Source organism: Sphingobium baderi, assembly GCF_001456115.1.
GTDB lineage: Bacteria > Pseudomonadota > Alphaproteobacteria > Sphingomonadales > Sphingomonadaceae > Sphingobium > Sphingobium baderi_A.
Genome location: NZ_CP013265.1, coordinates 193,681 through 218,093, shown reverse-complemented (window position 1 = coordinate 218,093; position 24,413 = coordinate 193,681). Strand labels below are relative to the sequence as shown.

Annotated in this window: 17 protein-coding genes and 3 pseudogenes; 11 read left to right on the top strand and 9 right to left on the bottom strand. The window is 60.8% G+C overall.

Features of this window, described 5'->3' with window-relative positions; all coding sequences use genetic code 11:
• Window position 1: 1 nt before the first annotated feature.
• The 6 genes from trbC to ATN00_RS21150 are packed head-to-tail and all read left to right on the top strand — an operon-like array spanning window position 2 to window position 8,222.
• The gene (gene trbC / locus ATN00_RS21175; protein WP_062069333.1) at window positions 2–751 is read left to right on the top strand and encodes a type-F conjugative transfer system pilin assembly protein TrbC; all 750 of its coding nucleotides are present in this window, start codon (window positions 2–4) and stop codon (window positions 749–751) included.
• 1 nt (window position 752) lies between these two features.
• Entirely contained in the window at window positions 753–2,624 is a 1,872-nt protein-coding gene (locus ATN00_RS21170) for a conjugal transfer protein TraN (protein ID WP_062069330.1), read from the top strand.
• Window positions 2,602–3,006 (top strand): hypothetical protein, encoded by a 405-nt coding sequence (locus ATN00_RS21165; protein ID WP_062069327.1) that lies wholly within the window; start codon window positions 2,602–2,604, stop codon window positions 3,004–3,006. Before ATN00_RS21170 ends, ATN00_RS21165 begins: the two co-directional genes overlap by 23 nt.
• Entirely contained in the window at window positions 2,981–3,844 is an 864-nt protein-coding gene (locus ATN00_RS21160; RefSeq protein WP_420496701.1) for a conjugal transfer protein TraF, read from the top strand. Before ATN00_RS21165 ends, ATN00_RS21160 begins: the two co-directional genes overlap by 26 nt.
• Entirely contained in the window at window positions 3,844–5,334 is a 1,491-nt protein-coding gene (locus ATN00_RS21155) for a conjugal transfer protein TraH (protein ID WP_373562037.1), read from the top strand. The genes ATN00_RS21160 and ATN00_RS21155 overlap by 1 nt, the downstream gene beginning before the upstream one ends.
• Before the next feature lie 17 nt (window positions 5,335–5,351).
• Complete coding sequence (locus ATN00_RS21150; protein ID WP_062069324.1) at window positions 5,352–8,222, top strand: conjugal transfer protein TraG N-terminal domain-containing protein; 2,871 nt, start codon at window positions 5,352–5,354, stop codon at window positions 8,220–8,222.
• Here ATN00_RS21150 and ATN00_RS21145 read toward each other — a convergent pair whose 3' ends face one another.
• Window positions 8,223–8,429, bottom strand: coding sequence for a hypothetical protein (locus tag ATN00_RS21145; protein ID WP_062069321.1), 207 nt, complete (start codon window positions 8,427–8,429; stop codon window positions 8,223–8,225).
• Between the two features lie 41 nt (window positions 8,430–8,470).
• Here ATN00_RS21145 and ATN00_RS23110 point away from each other — a divergent pair, with 41 nt between their 5' ends.
• A complete protein-coding gene (locus tag ATN00_RS23110; RefSeq protein WP_231746501.1) occupies window positions 8,471–8,788 on the top strand; it encodes a hypothetical protein in 318 nt (105 codons plus the stop codon).
• A 38-nt stretch (window positions 8,789–8,826) separates the two neighbouring features.
• On the opposite strand, the gene ATN00_RS21140 is transcribed toward ATN00_RS23110, so the two are convergent.
• Both ATN00_RS21140 and ATN00_RS21135 read right to left on the bottom strand, forming a co-directional pair.
• Window positions 8,827–10,089, bottom strand: a complete 1,263-nt coding sequence (locus tag ATN00_RS21140; RefSeq protein WP_062069318.1) for a Y-family DNA polymerase — start codon at window positions 10,087–10,089, stop codon at window positions 8,827–8,829.
• A 6-nt stretch (window positions 10,090–10,095) separates the two neighbouring features.
• Complete coding sequence (locus tag ATN00_RS21135; RefSeq protein WP_082635356.1) at window positions 10,096–10,545, bottom strand: LexA family protein; 450 nt, start codon at window positions 10,543–10,545, stop codon at window positions 10,096–10,098.
• 515 nt (window positions 10,546–11,060) lie between these two features.
• Here ATN00_RS21135 and ATN00_RS24250 point away from each other — a divergent pair.
• A pseudogene (locus ATN00_RS24250) lies at window positions 11,061–12,647 on the top strand (serine hydrolase domain-containing protein); the annotation flags it as partial.
• Between the two features lie 233 nt (window positions 12,648–12,880).
• Here the strand turns inward: ATN00_RS24250 and ATN00_RS23815 are convergent.
• The 4 genes and pseudogenes from ATN00_RS23815 to ATN00_RS21115 all read right to left on the bottom strand — a co-directional run.
• Window positions 12,881–13,060: pseudogene (locus tag ATN00_RS23815) on the bottom strand (transposase); the annotation flags it as partial.
• Window positions 13,061–13,099: 39 nt separating this feature from the next.
• A complete protein-coding gene (locus ATN00_RS23520) occupies window positions 13,100–13,384 on the bottom strand; it encodes an IS110 family transposase (RefSeq protein ID WP_062069312.1) in 285 nt (94 codons plus the stop codon).
• Between the two features lie 87 nt (window positions 13,385–13,471).
• A complete protein-coding gene (locus ATN00_RS21120; protein ID WP_062069309.1) occupies window positions 13,472–14,593 on the bottom strand; it encodes a hypothetical protein in 1,122 nt (373 codons plus the stop codon).
• On the bottom strand, window positions 14,590–15,231 hold the full coding sequence (locus ATN00_RS21115; RefSeq protein WP_021317591.1) for a recombinase family protein: 642 nt from the start codon (window positions 15,229–15,231) through the stop codon (window positions 14,590–14,592). Before ATN00_RS21115 ends, ATN00_RS21120 begins: the two co-directional genes overlap by 4 nt.
• 133 nt (window positions 15,232–15,364) lie before the next feature.
• Between ATN00_RS21115 and ATN00_RS21110 the strand changes: the two are divergent.
• From ATN00_RS21110 to ATN00_RS21100, 3 genes and pseudogenes are all read left to right on the top strand, one after another.
• Window positions 15,365–18,333, top strand: a pseudogene (locus tag ATN00_RS21110) (Tn3 family transposase).
• Between the two features lie 77 nt (window positions 18,334–18,410).
• Window positions 18,411–19,526 carry an IS110 family RNA-guided transposase gene (locus ATN00_RS21105; RefSeq protein ID WP_062069307.1) on the top strand — a complete coding sequence of 372 codons (1,116 nt, stop codon included), beginning with the start codon at window positions 18,411–18,413 and terminating at the stop codon, window positions 19,524–19,526.
• 299 nt (window positions 19,527–19,825) lie between these two features.
• Window positions 19,826–20,149 carry an SIMPL domain-containing protein gene (locus ATN00_RS21100; RefSeq protein WP_062069305.1) on the top strand — a complete coding sequence of 108 codons (324 nt, stop codon included), beginning with the start codon at window positions 19,826–19,828 and terminating at the stop codon, window positions 20,147–20,149.
• A 387-nt stretch (window positions 20,150–20,536) separates the two neighbouring features.
• Here ATN00_RS21100 and ATN00_RS21095 read toward each other — a convergent pair whose 3' ends face one another.
• Both ATN00_RS21095 and rbbA read right to left on the bottom strand, forming a co-directional pair.
• Entirely contained in the window at window positions 20,537–21,664 is a 1,128-nt protein-coding gene (locus ATN00_RS21095; protein ID WP_062069303.1) for an ABC transporter permease, read from the bottom strand.
• A gap of 1 nt (window position 21,665) precedes the next feature.
• Complete coding sequence (rbbA, locus tag ATN00_RS21090) at window positions 21,666–24,413, bottom strand: ribosome-associated ATPase/putative transporter RbbA (RefSeq protein ID WP_062069301.1); 2,748 nt, start codon at window positions 24,411–24,413, stop codon at window positions 21,666–21,668.

Sequence of the window (24,413 nt, the reverse complement as noted above, 5' to 3'; positions counted from 1 at the left end):
GATGCGACGCAGAACCATCGTGATTGCCGCCATAGCCGGTATTTCGGCGGTCGCCGGCATCCAGGCTATCGCCCAGAATATCGACGGCCTCGACCTTGAGGCCGTGCGTAAGCGCGCGGCCGCGATGCAGGAGGATGCCCAGACCTTTGCCGATCACGTCAAGGGCCGCGGCGAAGCCTTCCGCGAGGAGGCCCTGGCCGTCCAGCAACAGGGCACCGATAGCCTGACCGATCTGGCGAAAGCGGATCTGCCGATGAACGGCGAAGGCCCGTTCGACTTCGACGAGATCATCCAGGGCGCCTCGCAGAACGTGGCGGCCAAGAAGGGTGATGCGCCGCAATTCATCGTCTTCGCGAGCCTGTCCATGCCGCCCAAGGCGCTCCGCCAGATGATCGCGGACACGTCGAAGGCCGGTGGTATCATCGTCTTCCGGGGTTTCCCCAACAACTCCCTGAAGGCGTTCACGACCGCGCTCTCCAAGGTGGTTACGGAGCAGGATCAGCTTTCCAACGTCGGGATCGATCCCCGGCTCTTCCGCGCTTTCGACGTGAAGGCGGTGCCGACTTATATCGCGGTATCGTCCGACTTCGATCTGTGCGCGGGCCTCAACTGCAAGACGGTGGTGCCGCCGCACGATCGCATGACCGGCAACGTCTCGGTCAACTATGTGCTCGAGTCCTTCGTTGATGGGCATGGTCCGGGTGCCGGCGTCGCCTCGGTGGCGCTGCGCAACATGGGCAAGGCCAGCTAAGATGCGCCGTTTCGCCCTTTCTCTGATCCTGCCGATCGCGTTCGCGGGCGCCGGCGCAGTGCTCGCGCAGAGCACGGTGCAGGAGGCCAAGGAGGACGGGAAGAACTTCGCAACGGACATGCGTGCCAATGACGCATTGGTGCCGAGCGAAACCATGCGCGATCAGGTGCCCGGCTATCAGGGGACCGATCTGCCGCAGAGCAGCTACTTCGACGATCCCGACAAGCTCGTGGCTGATGCCGGCGCGCAGGCGAGCAGCAATGAGGCGTTTTCGGTGACGACCGACGCCAATGATACGCGGCCGCAGTTCGACGCGCAGGAGATCCTTGATACAACGCGGCGCGCGACCGAGATTGAGGCAAACCCTGACACCTATCTGCAGGGCGAACAGATGGGCGGACAGGCGGGAAGCTGCACCCCGCTGCCTCCCGGTGGCGGGAATGTCAGCTATTACGAGGCGACCTGCAATTATGGGTCCAAGCTCGACGAGGTGCCGCGCACCTGCACATCGACGCTGAATGTCTCGGTCGAGAACCGGACCCTCTACTACTATCATATGTCGACCATCGGGCCTTACGTTGACCCGGACAGTATGGCCGACGAAATCGCCGCGGGAACCTGCAAGGCGGTCGGGACGGCGTCGTACTGCGGCACGATGGCCGAGTATGGGTCGACCGCGGCAGGAAGCTGCAACAAGGATTTTGGCAACCAGCTCCTTCAGGTGATGGAGTGTTCGGTCCAGGCCAGCGTTAAGGGCAACACTATCTTCTCCGGAACATATCCGGTGATTTCGCGCACAACCGGGCAGCACTGGTTCAGGGTCGACAATGCGGCGCCTGTCATTTCGACAAACAAGGTCAACGGCTGCACGGCGCTCGAGAACAATGCGCAATGCGTGGCGCAAAGCGCTGAGGTTTGCACCGACAGTGATCCGCAGACCCGCATCATCAACGGCGTGCCGGTAACGCAGCCCTGCTGGGCGTGGCAGACGAATTATACCTGCAACGAGATCACGCAGGGCAACGACTGCGGGGAACTCGATGACAAGCCTGAATGCAGCTACGTTCGCGACGAGTGCATCGATGACGAGGACGATCCCGATTACACCCCTGGCGCCTGCAAGGTCAGCCAGAAGGTCTATCGCTGCCCGGTGCCGACCACGGCAACCGACGATCCCAAGCAGTATGTCTGCGGCAATGACGTCTACTGCATCAATGGCGATTGCGAGACGATCGAGCGTGAAGCCTCGACCGAGTTCAAGGATGCTCTGGTCGCGCTGCATGCGCTGGGTCAGGCAGGTGAAGAGTTCGACGAGGAGAATTTCACGGTCTTCTCCGGTGAACGCGACACCTGCCACAAGCCAGTCTTCGGTCTGGTCAATTGCTGTGCGGGCAAGACGTCGGGCCTTCTGACCGCCGGCGCCGGTGCTGCCGCCATTGCCGGTGGGCCGACCGCGATCGCCGCGCTAGCGACGCCGTTCCTCACGATGTTCCTGTGCTCCACCGACGAAAAGATGCTCGACATCAAGGATCGCATGGGTTTCTGCCACAAGGTTGGCACCTATTGCTCATCGAGCGTGCTGGGCATCTGCAAGACCAAGCGCACGGCCTATTGCTGCTTTGAGAGCAAGCTCTCGCGCATCCTTCAGGAGCAGGGCCGCATCCAGCTCAACAAGCCGTGGGGCAAGCCCAAGAAGGAGCAGTGTCAGGGCTTCACCATCGACGAGTTTTCGCGCCTCGATCTGTCCGTGATGGACTTCACCGAGGTTTATTCCGAGTTCGTGGATGCCGCCAAGCTGCCCGACGAGGTCAGCACGCTGAGCGAAATCCAGGACAAGATCCAGGACTACTATGACATCCACACCAGCCAATGACGCCGGTGGCGTTGGGACGAATGTGCCATGCCTGATCGATATGAGTGTTCTCGACCTTGCGATCTTCATGCGGGTTCATCGCGCCATCAAGGTCACGTCTGCCGGCGAGGTATCTGCGACGCTGGGGCACTGGTTCGATTGCCACTTCGACGCCTTCGAGATCGAGCAGCGGTTTCGCGCGATGATCGGGCGTGGATGGCTCGAGAGGAAAACTGGCGGTGTCCGACCAACGATCGAGGGCCGTCGGCACGGCCGCGCGCATCTGCGCGGTCTGGTGCGGATGATGGATCAGGGCACGAGCATGCTCGATGTGGCCCGGATGATGTCCGTCCTGGGCATCGCGATGCAGGAACTGGATGGGGAGCACTCTGTCGATGACTAGCTATAAGCGTAATGCTCTGGAAATCCGCGGCCGCGGCCGCATTGCCCGCCTTGGCGCCATTCTACTGGCTCTGGCGCCTGCCCTGCCGGTGCCGGCTCTTGCCGCTGACGATGCGCTCGCGGCAGGCGAAGGCGATGACGATTTCTACTGCCGCGAGCGTAAGCTGGGCCAGTGGTTCTATTGCGAGCGTCCAAAGCCTAAGCCGAGCGAGCAGAAGACGGCCGAGCCGGCGCAGTCCGCCAGTGAGCGGATCGCGGCGATCGCCAAGCAACTGGACGAACTGAAGGCGCGCGCGATCCTCGAGCCTAGCGAGGAAAACGTGATCGCCTATGTCCGCTTCCAGCGTGAGCAGCTCGATCGCGCCTCCACCTTCTCCGACACCTGGCAGCGCGCCCTGTGGCAGAACCCCGACATCGACTACACGCTGCAGCGGCCAGTCTCGACGGTTGCCAAGCGGGCGTGGACCGACAACCGCACTTCCGATCGCAGCCAGGTGCTCTCTCACCTCGGCCAGCGCTATGGCATGTTCTACTTCTTCGCGCAGAGCTGCGGTGCCTGCGAAATCTTCGCGCCTATCCTGCGGTCGGTCGCGGATTCTCATGGCCTGGCTGTGATGGCCGTCTCGACGGACGGTGGCCCGAGCAAGGACTTCCCGAATTACGTGGTCGATTCCGGCCAGCGTGAGCGCATGGGCGTGCCTAACGCGACGCCTGCGCTGGTCCTGTTCGATACCGCCACCAAGAAGACCGTGCCCATCGGTTTCGGCATCCTCTCGGCCGACGAAATCATGGATCGGATCTTCATGCTCACCAACACCAAGGTCGGGAGTGACTACTGATGGTCGACGTTTCCCCCTCCCCTTGCGGCAAGGCCCTTCCCTCCTCCCGCTTCCGCGCCTTTCGTCGGCGGCTTGCCGCCGCTGCCCTGAGCCTTGGGGCCGCCAGCATGGTGCCGATCGGCATCGCGCGTGCTGATGTCGCCAGCTCGATGAACTCGTTCTTCAACGATGCTGGTGGCGCCGCGAACGTGACGGGTCCGACCGCCTATCAGGGGCAGTCGGCGGGTTACTATTCGCTCGGCAACGCATGGACGCGCTTTCCGCAAAAGAGCGTGTCACCCTTTAACCTGCAGTTGCCAAGCGCTCGTGCGGGATGTGGGGGCATCGACCTGTTCACCGGGTCTTTTTCTTTCATCAACGCTGCCGAAATGGTGGCCATGCTCAAGGCCACGGCCAACAATGCGCTTGGCTTCGCGTTCAAGCTGGCAATCGACAGCGTCTCACCCGAGATCGGCAAGATCATGGGCGAGTTTCAGCAGGCGGCCCAGCAGATGAACCAGATGAACATCTCGTCGTGCGAGGCGGCGCAGGGTCTGGTCGGAGCTGTATGGCCCCAGATGCAGGGCGCGCGCTCGACAATCTGCGCGGCCGTCGGCAACAGCCAGGGCGTATTTTCGGATTGGGCGCGCTCGCGGCAGGGCTGCGGCGCTGACGGGCAGATCGACTCTGTGCTCGCCAATAACAGCGACGCCACCATGAATGAGCATATTCCGGGAGAGCCGCGCAATTACACCTGGGAGGCCCTGAAGCGGTCTCAGAAGTTCGGCGCTTTCGACGCCGAGTTTTCCGAATACCTGATGACCGTCGTCGGGACGATCATCGTCAACAAGGCTGAGGGCAGCAATCCGGCCTCGATCCAGTATATCGGGCCTGCCGAGGATGCTGTGGTGACAGCGCTTCTGGATGGTACGCAGACCGGGAATACGGCGAAGATCCTAACCTGCACCGATGATGACAAGTGCCTTCAGGTTTCTGAGCAGAACCTGTCGATTCCGACCAACGTGGCGCTGCGACCGCGCATCAAGGGCATGATCACCTCGATGCGCGACAAGATCCGCACCGATGCTGCACTTTCGTCGGCCGAGCAGCAGCTTTTGTCGCTGACTACCGTGCCGCTCTATAAGTTGCTTGCTGTCGAGGCCATGGCCCACGGCAGCTTCAGCGAAAGCGAGTCCGATGCCCTCGCGGAGATCGTGGCCGTCAATCTCCTGAGTTCAATGATCGAGAATATGCTCGACAGGGTCACGCAATCGCAGGTCCATTTTCAGCCAGCGGATCAGGCAACTGCCGAGACGTGGCGCAAGCAACTCGGCGAGGCGCGTTCCAAGTATGCCGAGCGTGATGTGAAGGTGAAGAACACGCTGAATATCTCGATCGCGCTCATCAATAAGTCGATCGCGCTGGAATCGACGCTGCAGAACGCAATGTCGCCGGGGATGGCGGCCGCGCTGAATTTCTCACGCGGCCTTAACGTCCAGGGTCTCAACTAAGCGGGTAGGAAACAGGCATGGTCGAGGTCTTCACGATTGGTGGCGGGGAGTACATCGTCAACACGTTCAATGCCGTGGCGGCTTGGACAGGTGGCGGCGGCTATGGATCGCTCATCAAGGTCGTCATGGTAATTGGCCTTATCTATGCCCTGCTCTCCGTGGCGTTCACGCTGAATTTCCGCGTTTGGATGAACTGGTTCCTTGGCTCGACGCTGATCTATTCCTGCCTGATGGTTCCGACCGTCGACGTCAAAGTGACGGACCGGATCAACCCTTCCCTCGCCCCCGCTACGGTCGCCAACGTGCCGCTTGGACTTGGCGTGATCGCCAGTTTCTCCAGCCAAGTGGGCGATTGGCTGACCCGGACGGCCGAGACCGTCTTCACGATGCCGAGCCAGCTCAATTATTCCAACAACGGCATGATCTACGGATCGCGCCTGTTTGACGCGACTCGCAACTTCCAGATCCGTGATGCCGAGTTCGCGACTAACCTGCAGAACCATTACAAGAATTGCGTGTTCGGCGATGTGCTCCTGAATTTCAAATCCCTTACGGATCTCGCAAGCAGCACCGACCTCTGGGCGTCCATCGGCCCCGGATCTCCGGCCAGGTCGCAGGTTTGGCTTGAGCGCGACGGTGGTGGCTCCGTAAGCAATACCATCATCACCTGTCAGGCCGCCTATCAGGCGCTGACAGGGCAGTGGAACACCATCATCGATGCGTCGACGCCGCTTTGGGGCCGTCAGACCTACACGAACCTCAGTGAGACGGCTGCGGCTGCGAAGCTGCGGCAAGACGTCCCGATCGTGAACCAGACCTTCACCGGGTCATCCAGCGACTATACCTCGTCGATGCGGCAGAATAGCGCCATCAATGCCTTCATGCAGGCCCGCGACGCTATGGGCGGGAGCACCGGCGGCGCCTCGATGGACGCCTTTGCGACAACCCGCGCCGACATTCAGGCGCGCAACACATACAACTCGATTGCCCAGCAGGCGATGTCGTGGGTGCCGATCCTCAATATCGTGCTGACTGTTGTCTTCTACGCCATGTTCCCGGTGATCTTTCCGCTGTTTCTGATGCCCCAGACCGGGGTACAGGCGCTCAAGGGTTATGTGACGGGGTTCTTCTACCTCGCTGCCTGGGGTCCGCTTTACGTCATCCTTCATATGATCTGCATGACGCGGGCGGAGAGCGCTTCAAACGCGGTCTCCGCGGGCGGGCTCACGCTATCCAGCTACGCCGGGATCGGCGCGGTGAATGCCGAGACTGCGACGATCGCGGGTTTCATGCTTATGAGCGTACCCTTCATTGCTGCGGGTCTGGCTCGCGGTGCCATGAGCATTTCTGGGCAGGCGACCTCGATCCTTGCGCCGGCGCAGAACGCGGCCGAAGCAGCGGCCGTCGAGCAGACTACCGGCAATTATTCCTACGGGAATACGAGCTTCGCGAACCTGACGTCGAACATGCGTCAGAGCAATCAGTGGTCTGACGCGCCTACGTTTTCGACGGGCGCGTCGTCGTTCACGAACCGCATGGCCAATGGTGCGACTGAGACCTACCAAGCTGACGGGTCGATCGTCACTGATACGTCGGGGGCGATGTCGAAGTTGGCGTTCGGTGCGACCATGAACAGTACCCGCGTTGCTGAAATGCGTGAGCAACTTAGTGCCGTTCGTCGCGCAGCTCAGAGCGAGGAAGAAAGCTACGGACACACAGTAACTGCGGCCCATTCAAACAGGTCCGGCACAAATACTTCTGCGGAAACCACGCGAGGTTCCGAAAGTGCAAGTGGCACTCAATCTGGTACGAACCATGAATTGTCCGATCGTACATCTCATGCTGTTCACGATGGAATTGAAACTCGATCGGGTGTCTCAGATACGCTGCGGGTTGATAACAGCTATGCTCGTGGCTCTCAGGAAATTGACGGCGTAAGTGGTGGCTTTAATGCGGGCCTTGGAGGTAACGGTGGTCGCAAGGGTCAGGGCGCAGCCCAAAGCGACAGTGCAGGCACGGGCGCAGCCGCAGGCCGCGGTAAGAAGGGTATTCTTGGTAAGGTTGCGGACTCTCTCCCTGGAGTCAGTGGATCGAAAACCTGGACTGCTAATCAAACCTGGGATTTGAAACATGCCTCGGGCAGAGCAGTAACAAGCGAAGACTCCTCTCAGTCTAGTGACGGCATTCGCAACGATCACGCAAACGGAGAAAACTATAGCGCGACCGATGGTTCCTATAATCGCGGCGGCTCGTTTGCACGCTCGTCCATGTCTAATAGCCGCTATGTAGCAAGCGAAGATTCACTAACTGACGCATATTCTCATGATAACAGAATGCGTCATCTCAATGAGTTGGCCGAGCAGCTTTCCAATGATATCAGCTATGCTGAGAGTCATAATATGCAATTCAGCGAGAACCTAAGTCAGGAACTTGCGCAATGGTATCGTCAGGAAGCTGGCCGCATGCCTCCAGGGATTGCTCCTGAGTTGCACCAAACGACTTTCACCGCACAGGAGCGGCAAGTCAGAGACGCAATGATCTCGCGCTTCCTGGACGAGCGCAGTCAGGCCATTTGGGAAACGGTCGGTCCGCAGATAGTTGCATCGCCGCTGAATGAGGTCGATCCTGCTTCAGAAATCCCGGATGCTAGTGACGTTCGTGCTCATTACCAACCGCACGGTCTTGGAAGCGTACCGACCCTATCGGGCCCCGCCGTGCCTGGGGATGTGGGCGCAAAGATCGAGGCTGGTAGGCAGGAAGTGGAGGCTATCGGGGAAGCGAAGCGCGTCTTGCGCCAAGGCTATGTCGGTAAAGGGGCCGCTGTCCAAACCTCTGTCAATCAAGATTTGGACAAGGGATTTTTCAACGACCCAAAACTGAGAGAATAGTTATCTAAATACAAATCCGAAAATAATAAATGCGACCATGAGTAGATATGCAATTGCATAACCGATTTGACCACCAAGGGTTTCATTCCCCTCTTCGTCCGCGTAGGGTTCAATCACACGATCATGGGCACTTAGATCATAAGTGATCAATGGCCCCTCTTCACGGCTTGAGGTCGCACTATATAGATTTAGATCGATCATACTCATGGCCTGTTCCTTCAAGCCATGAATCTCACAAAGGCGCAAAATTGGCAACCTTGAAGCCTGACACCACTTCCTCAGAAGTGATCAATGATCCAGTATGCTACTGCACGCTTGGATTCTCTTGGCTAATCGTGTCAGCGCTGGGCCTACTTCCGCTAGTGGAGGCGACGCTGCAACGCTCCCCTTCCATCACGCCGCCGGTCACCGCTGCTTTCTTTATTGCAGTTGGCAGCGGAGCTATCTTACGGCGTCGATATTCCTGGATTGGGGTAGCGCTGCACATCTACAGCCAGATTGCCATCTGGCTGTCCCTGTTCTGTGCATCGCTTACGATGGTCCTGATCTGGCTCGCTCCGCAATGAGTTAAGCGTTCTCGCAGATCACTGGCGTCGCGCCGCCTTTAGCGAGCAACTGGCACTTGGTCGATGCGCGTCGTCCATGACGGGCTTTTGAAGGTGCGCTTGGTATCGTATGACTTGGCGCCCATACCTTCAGATGCGAGGCGCAGCGTATTGCGGCCGAATCTGTCATTGATACCGTCGAGCGCGGCCAGCAAGGCTGGTGAGCGTGGATCAGGTGAGGCAAAGAGATCCTGCTGTGCGCCGGACTCCGGCTCCAACCCTTCTAGCATGACGCCGCACTTACTGTAGACCGCGCCCTGCTCAAACATTGCTTCGGCCATGCGCGCCGCGGTGCCGGCGATCACGCGAGGATCGTTTGTCGAGGGTGACATTCGGGCGACTTTAGACGCCGATGGAGCATTAGGCTTGAACCGGCTGCCGTGCGCGAACGCAATCAACCTGCAAGCCTGAAGTTTCTGAGCGCGGATCTTTTCGGCTGCGCGTACTGCCCGTCTTACCATCGCTTCGCGCAGCACCTCACGATCGCGGACCGGATCTCCGAACGTCCGCGTGACCGCAGTGGACTTCAGTGCTTCAGGCTCTGGCTGGAAGTCGCTGCACTCCACGCCGTTCAACTCTCGCACCAGGCGCTCGAGCACGACAGTACCGACGTCGCGGGCAACATCGGGGGGCATCGCTGCAAGATCGGCTGTTGTGCGGATGCCTAATGGGTGCAGGCGCTTCGCCATGGCTTTGCCGATGCCCCATACTTCCTCGACCGGCCATTCGGCGAACATGCGCCGGCGAAGGCCCTCGTCGTGAAGGTCGATGACACCGTTCCATACCTTCTCTGACGCCTTCGCCAGAGCATTGGCGACTTTGCTCAGCGTCCGTGTCGGGCCAAGTCCGATCCGGGTTGGGAGGCCGACATGCTGTTTAATGGTTGCGCGGATGCGCTGAGCTTGCTCAACATCGCCAAGGCCAGAAGGTAGAAGTGGCAAGCGAAAGAACGACTCATCGATTGAATATATCTCGACGGTATCGCTAAACTCGGACAGAACCATATTGAAACGACGGTTCATGTCCGAGTAGAGTTCATAGGAACTCGATCGATATTGTACGCCATGACGCTTCACGATGTCGCGTATCTTGAACATGGGTGCCCCCATGGAAATGTGAAGAGCCTTGGCTTCAGCTGATCTTGCGATGGCGCAGCCATCCCCATTCGATAACACTATCAGCGGCACATTGCGCAGCGTTGGATCGAAGACCCGCTCGGCCGAGCAATAGAAATTCTCGATGTCGACGATCGCCCAGCTCATGACGGATCAGGCCTGAAGGTTGCGGACGCTGGCACGCACCACGCCCCACACCTCGACGCTCTCATCCGCGACGACCGGATCATAATGCATGCGGCTGTTCCGCGCCTCGAGCGTCGGGATGCCATTACGAACGCAAAGTTGGCGGACGACAAATCCGCCATCCACCACAGCGATGACTATGCGGCCGTTTACCGGCTTCGCGTCGCGATCGACCACAAGCACATCGGAATCGAACAAACCGGCATCGAGCATAGATTGTCCGCTGACACGGAACACAAAGCTGGCAGCACGATCGAGGCGGAGGAGGTCGACGAGGTTAATCGCTGATTCCTCCCAGTCCTGTGCGGGGCTGGGAAAGCCCGCGCCGGCAGCCCCGACAACCTTTAGTTGCACGGGACGCGGGAGATCTCGGAGCGGAATCGGGGTTGATGCAGGTATGGCAGGAGCGCAGGACATTGCCCCCCATACCGCAAATTAGAACGGGAAGGGAACATAGGAAAAACACAACACGTACATTGTGTGGCGGGGGCATCATAACTGACTCTGCGTTGCACGCGAGGCTGACTCTACGTTGCATAGTGACTGGGGTTTGCCTCGGGCAAGCAACGCTACGGGAAGGCAGGATCAGCGTGGAGCCTTCAACCTCGCGCAGCGCTGATCCTGCTCTGCACAACATTTGTTGGAATCGCTGATTGGACCCGTCGCTCTGCGATGGGCCCCCTCAATGAACGGCCCGCCTGCAACACGCAACTGGTGGGGGCATGGCCCTGCTAATGGCCAGGATTGGCCGATTTTTGACTGACGGCTTAGGGGGCGCACGAAGCAGATAGCTGCCTGTCGTCTTTCTGGGTGGGGACATGGCTATAACTGCCGGTCGGCCGCCGCCCCGTTTCTGTGCAACCGCTTTTGGAGGACAATTCTTCCATCATGGCCTAGTTCGGCGGCATACCGTCGAATGAGGTTTTCGCGCAATGAAACACATCTGGGCCGTATTCGCGGTCGCGTTAGTGGCCTGCACTATTCCGTCATTCCCTTGGAGTGCACTGGCGCAAGAGAAGTCAGCTGATTTTGGCGCAGGGGATCAGAAGACTGCCGTGGCGGAGAAACGGGCTCCCCCAATCGCCCAGTACAGCGAACCTGAAGGGTGGAGTGTTGAGAGGCGTAAGCGCGTAACCATTCTTCGCCCGGCCGAGCGGACTAACTTCATCGCCATTGTCGAAGTGGGCGCACAGGCGAACGCTGCTGCTGCAGCTGCAGCAGCCTGGAAGGTGCTCGGTCCCAGTCAACCTTGGCCGGTTCGCCTTGTTTCGGATCGCGCCGGGCGAGATGGTTGGGACGCAAGTGCCATTATCGACTATCAAGTTCCCCCATCGCTCCATACCGTCGTTGTGGCCGCACCCCACTTGAGCAAGGGCCGGTGGATCGTGCTGATCCAAAACGCCGCGGAGGATGTTGCGGAGCGGCGAGGTGCGGCCTTTGGCTTGGTCTGGGACACGCTGCAGCCCGCTGGCTATGTCAGGGAGAGCTTCACCGGGCGGCATGCCCACAAGCTGGACGCCGATCGCGTGCGGATCATCAAGGCGTTTGTGGCCGACTCCATGAAGCAGTTCGAGATCCCTGGTGTCGGTCTGGCTCTGATCCAAGATGAAAAAATCGTCTATGAAGGCGGTCTCGGCGTCCGCGAGGTTGGTCGATCGGAGCCGGTCGACACGCATACCCGGTTCCTCGCGGCTTCCAATACGAAGGGCATGACGACATTACTTCTCGCCAAGCTCGTCGATGAGGGGCGTCTGTCGTGGGATCAGCCGGTCACCAGTGCATATCCAGCCTTTAGGTTGGGAGATCGTGACCTCACTTCCAAGGTGCTCATCAGGCAGCTGGTTTGCGCATGCACCGGCCTTCCGAGGCGAGATTTCGAATGGACCTTCGGCCGCTCACGCGAAACACCAGCATCAATCGTGTTCAGCGAACTGGCGACAACCAACCCCACCAGTGGATTCGGCTCAACTTTTCAATACAGCAATACGCTGGCAGCGGCTGCAGGTTACGTCGCAGGGCATGTGCTCTATCCCGATGACGAGATCGGACTCGCCTACGATCGTGCGATGCGGGACAAAATCTTCAGGCCTCTGGGGATGGCAGATACGATATTCTCGACCGATATTGCCCTGTCTGGGAATCATGCTTCGCCGCACGGAGAGAACTTTGATGGATCAACAGTTCCGGCCGACCCCGCATTTGAATATTTGATTGAACCTTATCGACCAGCGGGCGGCGCCTGGTCGTCCGCGCACGACATGGCCCTCTATGTTAGGAACGAGCTTCTGTCTGGTGCCTCACCAGAGGGGAAACAGCTCTTTTCCAGAGCAAACATGCTTGAACGCCGAAAACCTGGCGTGCCGATCGGCAGGAATAGCCGGTACGGGCTGGGCCTGGTTGAAGATACCAGTTGGGGGGTGCCCGTCTTCCATCATGGCGGCGGCATGCCGGGCTACCAGACAGATGTGATCTTCGTTCCTGACGCTGGCGTCGGGGCAGTCCTTCTGACCAATTCAAACAGCGGCAGCCATCTGATGGCGCCGTTCTTGCGGAGGCTGCTTGAGGTCCTGTATGATGGCCTTCCGCAAGCGGAAAGCGATGTACGAAGCGCTGCCGCCATGCGGCTCGGTCAGTTGGAGCAACTCAGGGCAGAATTGACCACTCCGCCAGACGCCGCTCATCTGGAGAAAGAGTATAGAAGCCCGGAGCTGGGCCGGCTGATCGTGCGATCGGTTGGTGGCAGGCGAATCTGGGCGATGCCTTCACGCCGACACAGCTCGGCGATGCTGTCCTCGCCGCGCAATCCATCGAGCACGATGCGGATCTTGTCCTCGGCCGAGAAATGCCGCCGCGTCTGTCGGCGAATGTCTTTCACCACGGCTTCGGCAGAGGCCTTTGCTGGCGATTTTCGCAAGGAGGGTTTGGGCTTCATCTTCGTTCCTTCGTCACTACGACGAAGCCCAAACCCTCCTTAAATCTCAACCCCTAATCTGTGCCATGGGCGCTGACGCCGGACACATTCAGCCCCCAGATCCACTAACTGACGATGAATTCCGTAGCCACAGCCGCCTGCTTCATAACAAAAATGCAGCGCGACATCTGGGCTGCTCAGTCGGGCCACCAGACGCCGGATCGAATCCTGCGTGTTGGGTATGGTCCCGTAGAACCGGATTTCTCCAGCCCGACCGTCATCGGCGAGCGCAACTGCAATCGTCTCTTTATGGACATCGAGGCCGACAAACTTGCTGATCGACATTGTCATTCTCCTTCCTGACAAGCTGAGCTTACGCCCCACCTGCCTCGAAGCGCGAGGCGAATGACGGTCATTGGGTCTAACGCTTGTTCAGAGCGCTTTCAGGGTGTGGAGCAGTAAGTGTGAAGCCCGTTTGATCGCGCCATCGTAACGGCCGAACGCGAACGCCACCGCCTCTGTCTGCCTCTGGATCATGCTGGAATGCCGTTCGAACGCCCGATCGACTGCGGCGAGAACATCGTCGGCACCTGATGCGACCTCTCCCAGATGCCAACCGGCATAGCGTGGATCGTCCTGCCAGCTTACGTCATGGGCATTGATGAAAGCGACCGGTCGAGGCGTGGCGATAAATTCGTAAAGCTGGCTCGACATGTCGCCCAGATAGAGGTCGGCCGACCTCGAATAGGTCATGTCGAAGAGCCGGGGAGAATCCAGATCGACGGCGATGTGCCCCGGCACGGCAAGTTCAAGCCATTGCGCCCGTGCTGCCCGATCCAGGTTCTCGAACGCGCGGACGTGGGGAGCGAAGACTAGGTTATATCGCTCCTGTTCGCGGAAGCGGGCGATGACATCGCGAGCGATGCCGATCGAAGATAGCGCGGGATCGAAATGGGGATTGTACAAGACGGTCGGGCGATGATTATCGAACAATCGTGGCCCAGCTGGCAAGGCCTGCAGATAGTCCATCTTCACATAGCCAATGGCCGAGAGCCGCTTCCGGTCCAGGCCCTGCGCGACGGCTCGCTCGATGTCCTTCTGTCCGGGCACGAAAATGGCGTCGAAGGCTTTCAGCCTCGCTTCGGAAGATGGCGCGCGATCACCGGCGCCGTGGCGGAAATGCACCAGTGGACGCCGCCATCCCAGCCACCGCAAGGCAGCCGAGGTTCGCTCCGGGACGATGATGGCCTCAGAATTGCGGGCTAGCCATCGGATCCGCGCCAGCAAGGGGCCTTTCGCCGCCGAGCGGATGCCCGTCACGCGCGCTGCGATTCTGCCTGCCCAAGGCCAGGCGATCTGCGTCACGGTCATCGCGCTGGCTTTCATCGCCGCGCCCACCGCGCCCAGGGCGGCGGCAGTACGATCGTCGGCGCAAATGCAGCAGACTGTGATATCCGGATGACTCAGGCTGAGTTCGGCAGCGACTGGAGCGAGATGCAGGACCTGATGCTCCCCTCCAATAAAGATGAAGGCGAGATTGTTCAAAATCGTCATGACTTATCCAGTGATCGCGCCTTTCGAGCGAGAAGCTTCTGTCCGTCCGCCCGGATTTCCCCTTTCGGCGTGACATGTCGGTAGAGTGTCTGCCGGGTGATGCCCAACTCGGCGCATAATTCGGCGACTTTTGTCTCTGGCTTCCCCATCGCGGCTTGGGCGAGGCGCAGCTTGGCGGGCGTCATTTTAAAAGGGCGTCCCCCATGCCGCCCGCGCACGCGGGCTGAGACGAGGCCGGCACGGGTACGCTCGACGATCAGCTCACGCTCGAACTCGGCAAGGCCGGCGAAAATCGCGAAGATCAGCCGACCATTAGCAGTGGTGGTGTCGATCGACGCGCCTTCACCCGCCAGCACCTTGAGGCCGATGCCACGCCTGGTCAGGTCGCCGACTGTGTTGACGAGGTGACGCAGATCGCGGCCGAGCCGGTCTAGCTTCCAGATCACGAGCGTGTCGTCGCGGCGTAGCGCTTTCAGACAGGCGTCCAGCCCCGGTCTCTTGTCGAGCCGGCCAGAAGCAGCGTCCTCATAAATGTGGTCGGGATCGATGCCGGCCGCGATTAGCGCATCGCGCTGGAGATCATGGACCTGGCTGCCATCCGCTTTGGACACCCGTGCATAACCGATCTGCGTAGTCACATATACGTCCGATTGCGTGACATGGCGGTGTTGCCCGTCAACTTCCTCCTGTTATGTAACATAATCCGTCTTTCAGTCTATGCTCCGTGAACAGGCGCGCTTTCCTGTTTCGTGACACGTCAACAGGATGTCGATGTCGCCCAAGACCATATTGTCGCCCGCGCAGCGCATGGCGATCTTCGATCCCCCGACCGACCGCGAGACGATCGAGCGGATTTACACTCTCGGCCCCGATGACCTGACACAGGTGATGAAGCGCCGGGGCGGAGCGAACCGCATCGGCTACGCTGTCCAGATTTGCTATATGCGCCATCCGGGCCGTGGCCTGCTTCCCAGTGAAGTGCCGGCCATCGCCATGCTCGCTTTGCTGTGCGAACATTGCGGGTGCCACCCTGATGATTTTCCAGCCTATGCCGCCCGCGCCACGACACTTCGCGAACATCGCGCGGAAATCGAGGTATGGCTGGGCCTGCGCCCTTTCAGCAGGGCGGACGTGAGGACCATGCTCTCCTTGGGGCTGGAGATCGCCGCATCGACCGATCGCGGCGAAACGATCGTTGCAGGCATGGTGGACCGGCTTCGGCTTGACCGTATCGTCCTGCCTGCTGCATCGACACTCGAACGTCTCGCTCTCATCGCCCGAACGCAAGCGCGCAAAGCCGCCAATATCGGTCTGATCCGCGACTGTTCGGCCGAACAAGAAGCTGCATTGGAGCAGCTTGTCACCTCTGACGATCACGGCCGCACCCCGCTTGGCTGGATACGCGACTGGTCGGAATCTCCCTCGGCATCGAACCTGAAAGCCCTTGTCGCTAGGCTTGACACGGTGAGGGCCATCGGGATCACGGCGGACCGCGCCCGCCGCATCCATGCCGCACGCTATGCCGTGATCGCGCGAACCGCCGGCATCGTCACCGCCCAGCACCTTCGCCGTCTCGAACGGTCTCGACGCCTTGCGATGCTCACGGCATTCGCCATCGAAATGGAAGCAGCGTTGACCGACGCCGCACTTGTCATGGTCGAAAAGATGGTGGGATCGCTGTTCCGCCGCGCCGATCGCACCCGATCGGATCGATTACTGGGGCAGGCAAAGCTGCTAAAGGACACCGCGCGCGTTCACGTTCAGCTCGGCCGCCTACTGCTCAACGCCTATGCCGATGGGGGCGATGCCTTCGCGGCGATCGAGGATCGTATGGGGTGGGATGAACTCGTGCGCAGCGTCCGCTACGCGGAGGATCTCACCCGGGCAGGCGACGACGGCCTTGAGGAAGTGGTGGAGCGCTACCCCGCTGCCCGCAAGTTCGCGCCGACCTTCCTCGCCGCGTTCACCTTTCGCGCGTCGCGTGCAGGCGACCCGCTGCTCTCGGCCGTCGAGACGCTGAAGAAAATGTATCGTGATGGCCGTTCGGTCCTCCCGAAGCAGGTTCCGACGAGCTTCATCAAGCCGCGCTGGCGCAAGGTCGTGCAGTCGGAGGGAGGAACGATCGACCGGCGGGCCTATGAGATAGCGGTGATCGTCCATCTGCGCGAGCGCATCGGCTCAGGCAGTATCTGGGTGGACGGCAGCCGGGCCTACCGGACGCTCGACGACTATCTCCTACCCGTGCCAGCGTTCGAGAACATGCGCGCGGACAACACTCTCAATCTGGCCGTGGTGCCCGACTTTACGGCATGGATCGACGAACGGCGGACACTGCAGACCAAGCGCATGAGCGAGGTCGAGCGGGCGGCGGAGGCAGATGAGTTGACCGATGTCACCATTGAGCGCGGGCAACTGCTGATTTCTCCCTTCCGCCGCATCGTATCCGACGATGCCGAGACATTGAAGGCCAGACTCTACGCGATGCTGCCGCGCGTGCGGATCACCGATCTGCTGGTCGAGGTGGCGGCTTGGTCCGGCTTCTCCGATCACTTCGTCCATGCCCGAAGCGGAGCGCCGGCCTCAGATCAATCCGCGCTGATGGCGGCGATCTTGGCCGATGCAACCAATCTTGGGCTGGGCCGCATGGCGGAAAGCTCACGCGGGCTGACCCTGGCGCGCCTGCGCTGGACGGCGGAATGGCATGTGCGCGACGAAACCTATCTCTCGGCGCTGGCGGCGATCGTCGATTGCCACACCGCGCATCCGTTGGCGAGCGTATGGGGGCCAGGCGATACATCGTCGTCTGATGGACAGTTCTTCCGGGCAGGCGGGCGCGGGGAAGCGCGGGCCGATCATAATGCCCGCTACGGTTCGGAACCCGGCGTGCTGTTCTACACCCATGTGACCGACCGATTCACGCCGTTCCACACCAAGGTCATCGCCGCCAATGCCGGAGAGGCCGCCCACGTTCTCGATGGCTTGCTGGATCATGAAAGCGAACTGGTGATCCGGGAGCACGCGACGGACACCGCCGGCGCCGTCGATCATGTGTTCGGGCTTTGCCATCTGCTCGGTTTCCGCTTCGCCCCGCGTATCCGCGATCTCAACGAGCGCCGCCTTTACGGCCTATCACCGCTCGACCCCTGGCCGACCCTTCGCGCACTTGTCGCCGGTCCGATCAATGTTCGCGCCATCGAAGAGAATTGGGACGAAACCTTGCGTCTCGCAGCTTCAATCCGCGCTGGCACTGTCAGCGCCTCGGCCATGCTGCGCAAGCTCTCCGGCTATCCGCGCCAGAACCCCGTCGCGCGCGCCTTGCGGGAGATCGGGCGGATCGAGCGCACCCTGTTCATGCTCGACTGGTTCGATGATCCCGAACAGCGCCGCCGCACCGGCAGCATTCTCAACAAGGGCGAGGCACGCAACGCGCTCGCCCGCGCGATTTTCTTCAACCGTCTCGGCGAGCTGCGCGACCGCACCTTCGAGAACCAGCGACATCGGGCATCCGGCCTGACCCTCGCTACCGCAGCCGTGACGTTATGGAACACCGTCTATCTCGATCGCGCCATTCGTCATCTGCGTAATAACGGCATCGAGGTGCCAGACGAGTTGGTTACCCATGTCGCCCCCTGGGCTGGGAGCATATTGGCCTCACCGGCGACTATCTCTGGAGCGAAATCGACAAACCCCGTGATCGGTTCAGACCCTTGCGCATCCAACCAACATGGCGCCAGCCTTAGACCCAATGACTGCCTGAGCCATGAGGGCTTTGATCTGCGATGCTTCACCTGCGGAGGGTCAGCAACGGAGATGATCGATGGCAAAGAGATTGAAGTACATCGGGCTGGACGTGCACAAGGAGACGATCGCGGTGGCCGTGGCGGAGGGCGAACGCGGCGGCGAGGTTCGCTTTCATGGCACGATCCCGAATGAAGACGATGCCGTACGCGGTATGGTCAAGCGTCTGGCTGGACCTGGCATCACCCTTGATTTTTGTTACGAGGCGGGACCTTGCGGCTACGGCCTGCAGCGCCTTCTGACCCGACAGGGGCAACCCTGCATTGTCATTTCCCCCTCAATGATGCCGAGACGTCCTGGTGACCAGATCAAGACCGATCGGCGCGATGCAATGACGCTGGCGCGCCTGCTCCGCGCCGGAGAGCTGGCCCCGATCTGGGTGCCGGATGAAGCTCATGAGGCAATCCGCGATCTCATCCGTGCGCGGCGGTCGGCGCAGGAAGACACTTCGGCTGCCAAGCAATCGGTGCGCAGCTTCCTGCTTCGCCATGATCGCAGATTTTCCGGAAAGTCGGCATGGACCAAAACCTACTGGCGCTGGCTGTCGGAGCAACGTTTCGATTTCGCGCATCAGCAACTGGCTTTCGAGGAGGCCAAGCGTCGTGTCCTGGAGGCGCAGGCACGAACTGCACGCCTCGAGGCGGCGCTCGTCGAAGCGGTCGATGGCTGGCGGTTCGCACCGCTGGTTCGCAGTTTGCAGGCCCTTCGCGGTGTTCGCCTGATTGTCGCGGCAACCCTGGTCGCGGAGGTCGGCGACTTGACGAGGTTTCAGAACCCCAAGCAGTTGATGGCTTACCTCGGGCTGGTCCCGTCGGAATATTCGAGTGGCGCGCGAGTTCAGCGTGGCCGGATCACGCGCGCCGGAAACGCTCATGCCCGCACCATTCTGGTCGAGGCGGGATGGACCTATCGACTTCCTGCCCGCGAAGAGCGACGTTACCGGGATCGCGTTGCGGATCTTCCCGAAGATATTCAGGCGATCGGTTGGAAGGCTCAGGTGCGGCTATGCCAGCGGTTCCGCCGCCTCTCGGCGACAGGCAAGCCGCAACCCAAGGTCAACACGGCGATCGCCCGTGAACTTGTGGGTTTCGCCTGGGACATCGCCCGTCGCGTGCAACCGGTGGTGGCGGTCTGACCCGCCAGGGGTAGAGCTTCGGCTCTGGCCTTTGGCGACATAGGCATGGCCGGTGTGTCGCGGGCGCCCGACTGTGATGGGCAATCCTCGGTGTACGTTGGGGCAGGCAAGTCCGATGCCCGTGCTTAGAGTGAGGAAGGTCCAGCGACGGAAACGGGTATTGCGGTAATCAATCCGCGGATGAGAGCGTGATCAATCGTCGTCGATCAGGAGCCCGCGGCACTCCGGCCATGCCAAATTCACCGCTAGCCCAAAGGCCAGCGGACGCGTAAACTCGCCTTGTAACGCAGATGGCAGTCATGAGAGCGTACGTTTTTGTCCATCCTCTCACCGGACCCCAAGACAAGGAGATACGGCGGCGCGGGGTCACGGAGGCGCTGGCCGAAGCCGAGCTGCAGGCGGAAACCATTGCGCGCGCATCCGGGGTCAAACTGGGCGGCGTCCTCAGCGTCTCAAATCTAAGCTTCAACGGCCCGGGCCCATATGACGACATCGTGGTTACGGCACAGCAGGTCAGCGCGCCGCCCCCGCCTCCGCCTCCCCCGCCTGTTGCGATCGGACTGAAACCTCGCGCGATCGAAACGCAGGTGCGCGTACAGGTTGTCTACGCGATTCAACCCTGAGCGTCAGACGCCGTTGTTGCGATCAACAGGAGCGATACGCGATTTCCCATTTGGTCGATTGATGACTGACCGCTCCGTCGAGCACGACAGACAGGCCATAGCCGACGCCTTGATGAATGCCGATCGTAGCAGATAACTCAATTGCGGGCTCGGGGCATCAACTGCCGCGTTGCTTCAGATCGGGTTATGTGACGTTTATACCTTTGTCTGCGTGCATCCGCCGCACTCAGACCCGGCGGCCAATTCTTGTGACAAGTTCGAAGATCCGAGATTGAGGCTGGCCCGGCATGATATGACCCTCGAACATCTGCCTGTTAAGGCCCGGTCATCTCCATTACCCTCCTCCCAGCGCATCTTTTTGCGTGTCATTGGAGGCTCTCCCGTAATCTACGCCATCGATGCGATGGTCTTGCGAAACCGGCCCAATGCGATCGCGAAAAACAGTGCGCCTATGACCGTTACCGCCAGAAACTGGGGCCAGACCACGTCGAAGCCGGCGCCGCGGAACAGGATCGCCTGGCCCAGTTCGACAAAATGAGTCGTCGGTGCTGCCAGCATGACGTCCTGGACGATCTGCGGCATGCTTTCGCGCGGCGTCGTGCCCCCCGAAAGCATCTGGAGCGGCAGCAGCGCCAGCACAGCGAGCATGCCGAACTGGGGCATATTGCGTGCGAGCGTCGCCATGAAGATGCCGAGCGAGGTCGTCGCGAACAATGTCAGTGCCGCGCCAATGAAAAATAACGTCATCGATCCCGCAACCGGAACGCCGAGCGCGCCCCGCACGACCAGATTGAGGGACAGGAACGCGGCCAGAAGAACGACGATCCCCATGGACCAGACCTTGCTCATCATAATCTCGAAGGGGGTCACCGGCATGACCAGCAGATGTTCGATCGTGCCGCGCTCGCGCTCGCGGATCAGCGCAGCGCCCGTCAGGACGATCGACAGCAGGGTGATCTGGTTGATGATCTGGGAGAGGCCGCCGAACCAGCTCTTGTTCAGCGTCGGATTGAACCGGGCGCGCAATTCCAGATCGACCGGTAGACCAGCATTGCCACGATAGCGCTGTACGAATTCATTCGCTTCGCCAAGGACGATCTGCTGAATATAGCCGCTCCCGGTGAAGGCCTGTGACATGCGCGTCGCGTCGGTGTTGAGCTGGACCTCGGCGGGACGGCCGGCCAGCACGTCGCGCTGGAACCCCGACGGGATGTGCAGAACAAAGGTGTAGGTGCCTTCGTCCATGCCAGGATCGATCTGCGCGGGCGCGATCATGACCGGCGGGGTAAATTGGGGCGGATAGAAGGCCGACACGATTCGCTGCGAAAGTGGTGAGCTGTCTTCATCGACAACCGCGAGCGAGGCCTTGTGCAGTGTCTCGGGCATGGAGGACGCGGCCGTGTAGACCGAGAAGGTGAAAGTGAACACGATCAGCACAAGCATCATCGGATCGCGCCACAGGCTCCACAGTTCCTTCACGCCTAGGCGATAGATGTTCGAAAGCTTCTGGCGCATGTCAGCTTTCCTGCTTCTTGAGGAGCTTGATCGCCAGGCCGACGATCACCGGCACCGTGATCACAAGCGGCCAGAAGGAATTGACGAGATCGCTAAATCCCAATGCCTTGTTGAACACGCCGCGCGTGATGGTGAACATGTGGCTTGCGGGATAGGTCTCGCCGATCAACCGTCCCATTCCCTCAAGCGAGGACACGGGATCGATCATCCCGCCATAAGTGATCGCCGGGATCAGCGTGCCGACCATGGCCAGGAACATCGCCGCTACCTGGGTTCGCGTTACAGCAGAGGCGAGCAATCCCATTCCGGTCGCGATCAGCGAGAAGAGCAGCCCGGCGACCAGCATCGCGGCGATGCTTCCGTTGGGCGATACGTCGAAGAGCAGGGCCGACACGAGCACCATGACGATAAAATTGATCATGGCGAGCGCGACATAGGGCAACTGCTTGCCCAGAAGAAATTCCGCGCGCGTCACCGGCGTCACATAAAGGTTGATGATCGCGCCGGTCTCCTTCTCGCGCACGACCGCCAGCGCCGCGAGCATCGCCGGCAGCATCAGCAGAAGCAGGGGAATGACCGCCGGTACCATCGCGGGCAGGCTTTTGACGTCGGGATTGTAGCGAAAGCGGTTTTCCACCGCGATCGAGCCGCCCGTGGCGCCGATCCCGGCCATGCGCATCTGATCGGCGAGCCAGTGCTGGTGGAGGCCCTGGACATAGCCCTGCACGGTCTCGCCCCGCATCGGCATCGCGCCGTCGAACCAGGCGGCGACCGCGACGCGCTCGCCGCGCAGCAGGTCGCGCCCGAAGCCGGGCGGGATCTCGATGGCGAGCGCGAGATCGCCGCTTTTCATCCGCCGGTCGAGATCGTCATAATCGGTGATGGGCGGCTGCTCGAGGAAATAGGGGGAGCCGGAAATATCGAGCTGATAGCGCTGGCTGATGCTGCTCTGGTCGCGGTCCAGCACTGCATAACGAAGATTGTCCACGTCCAGGCTGATGCCAAAGCCCATCACCAGCAGCAGGATCACCGAGCCCGCAATCGCGAGGGTTCCGCGCAAGGGATCGCGTCGCAATTCGAGCGTCTCCCGCCAGACATAGCTCAGCATGCGTTGCACGCTGAAGCGGCGACGCCTCCCATCGGCTTCGTGGATTTGTTCAGCCTCCACGACAGGAAGCTCACTGACCTCTGCCTCGCCATCGCCGCCCGCCTCCACCAGATAGCCGATGAATGCTTCCTCCAGTGACGCTGCCCCCCGCTTTTCGACCAGTGCCGCAGGGGCATCGCTGTCAAGGACCCGCCCGGCATGCATCATGGACATCCGGTCGCACCGCTCTGCTTCGTTCATGAAGTGGGTCGAGATGAAGATCGTCACCTTGTCCCGGCGTGACAGTTCGGCCAGCAAATTCCAGAAGGCGTCGCGTGCGACCGGATCGACGCCCGAGGTCGGCTCATCGAGAATCAGAAGCTCGGGCTTGTGGACCATGGCGACAGCGAGGCTCAGACGCTGGCGGATGCCGAGTGGCAGCTGCTCGGGCAGTTCGTCCATCACCGCTTCAAGACTGAAGCGGTCGGCCATTTCGGTGACCCGGCCAGGAATATCCTCGATCGGCACGTGGAACAGTCGCGCGTGCAGCTCAAGATTCTGTCGGACGGTCAGTTCGCCATAAAGCGAGAAAGCCTGGCTCATATATCCAACGCGCCTGCGGGTCTCGATATCGGCCGCATCGACCTTCTTACCGAACAACCAGGCTTGGCCTTCGCTCGCGGACAGCAGGCCGGTCAGCATCTTCATGGTGGTCGATTTGCCGCAGCCGTTGGAACCCAGAAAGCCGAAAATCTCGCCCCGGCGGATTCGAAAACTCACATGGTCGACGGCGACGAAATCGCCGAAACGCATCGTGAGATCCTTCGCCTCGATGGCGATGTCGTCTTCATCCACATCGAGCGGAGGTATTACCACCGCCTTATGGCCGCGCTTCCTTTCTTCAGGCAGCAGTTCGGCGAAGGCGGCCTCGAGATGATGCGCGCCTGTGCGCTCGAGAATCTCAGCCGGCGTGCCGGTCGCAAGCAGTGCGCCGTCATCCATCGCAACCAGCCAGTCGAAGCGCTCGGCCTCGTCCATATAGGCGGTCGCGACGATGACGCTCATGCCGGGACGCTCGCTGCGGATCCGCGCAATCAGATCCCAGAATTGCGCGCGCGCCAGCGGATCGACGCCTGTGGTCGGCTCGTCCAGGATCAGCAGATCGGGATCGTGGATGAGCGCGCAGCACAGGCCGAGCTTCTGCTTCATGCCCCCGGACAACTTCCCCGCCGGCCGCGAAAGGAAGGAATACAGGCCCGTGCTGCGCGTCAAAGCATCGATCCGGCGACGCCGTTCAGCCGCGCCATGGCCGAAAAGCCGCGCGAAAAACTGGAGATTCTCTTCCACCGACAGCGTCGGATAGAGGTTCCGGCCGAGCCCCTGGGGCATGTAGGCGATACGCGGGCAAACAGCCTCGCGATGGCGCCGGTCGGTCATGGCGCCACCCAGCACGTGGACCTCGCCCTCCTGAACAGCGCGCGCACCCGCTATGAGGGAAAGGAGGCTCGATTTTCCGACGCCATCGGGACCGATAAGACCGACCATGCGGCCCGCGACGATGTCGAGGTCGATGCCCCGAAGCGCTTCCGCCTTGCCGGAGTGCAGGCGCACTCCGGCAAGGCGGACGACCGGTGGCCCCTCGGGGGGCTGGGGGCGGGCCAC

Coding starts and splice junctions, on each gene's coding strand:
- trbC (WP_062069333.1), top strand. CDS start 2: ATGCGACGCAGAACCATCGTGATTGCCGCCATAGCCGGTATTTCGGCG.
- ATN00_RS21170 (WP_062069330.1), top strand. CDS start 753: ATGCGCCGTTTCGCCCTTTCTCTGATCCTGCCGATCGCGTTCGCGGGC.
- ATN00_RS21165 (WP_062069327.1), top strand. CDS start 2,602: ATGACATCCACACCAGCCAATGACGCCGGTGGCGTTGGGACGAATGTG.
- ATN00_RS21160 (WP_420496701.1), top strand. CDS start 2,981: ATGGGGAGCACTCTGTCGATGACTAGCTATAAGCGTAATGCTCTGGAA.
- ATN00_RS21155 (WP_373562037.1), top strand. CDS start 3,844: ATGGTCGACGTTTCCCCCTCCCCTTGCGGCAAGGCCCTTCCCTCCTCC.
- ATN00_RS21150 (WP_062069324.1), top strand. CDS start 5,352: ATGGTCGAGGTCTTCACGATTGGTGGCGGGGAGTACATCGTCAACACG.
- ATN00_RS21145 (WP_062069321.1), bottom strand. CDS start 8,429: ATGAGTATGATCGATCTAAATCTATATAGTGCGACCTCAAGCCGTGAA.
- ATN00_RS21140 (WP_062069318.1), bottom strand. CDS start 10,089: ATGAGCTGGGCGATCGTCGACATCGAGAATTTCTATTGCTCGGCCGAG.
- ATN00_RS21135 (WP_082635356.1), bottom strand. CDS start 10,545: ATGTCCTGCGCTCCTGCCATACCTGCATCAACCCCGATTCCGCTCCGA.
- ATN00_RS23520 (WP_062069312.1), bottom strand. CDS start 13,384: ATGTCGATCAGCAAGTTTGTCGGCCTCGATGTCCATAAAGAGACGATT.
- ATN00_RS21120 (WP_062069309.1), bottom strand. CDS start 14,593: ATGACGATTTTGAACAATCTCGCCTTCATCTTTATTGGAGGGGAGCAT.
- ATN00_RS21105 (WP_062069307.1), top strand. CDS start 18,411: ATGGCAAAGAGATTGAAGTACATCGGGCTGGACGTGCACAAGGAGACG.
- ATN00_RS21100 (WP_062069305.1), top strand. CDS start 19,826: ATGAGAGCGTACGTTTTTGTCCATCCTCTCACCGGACCCCAAGACAAG.
- ATN00_RS21095 (WP_062069303.1), bottom strand. CDS start 21,664: ATGCGCCAGAAGCTTTCGAACATCTATCGCCTAGGCGTGAAGGAACTG.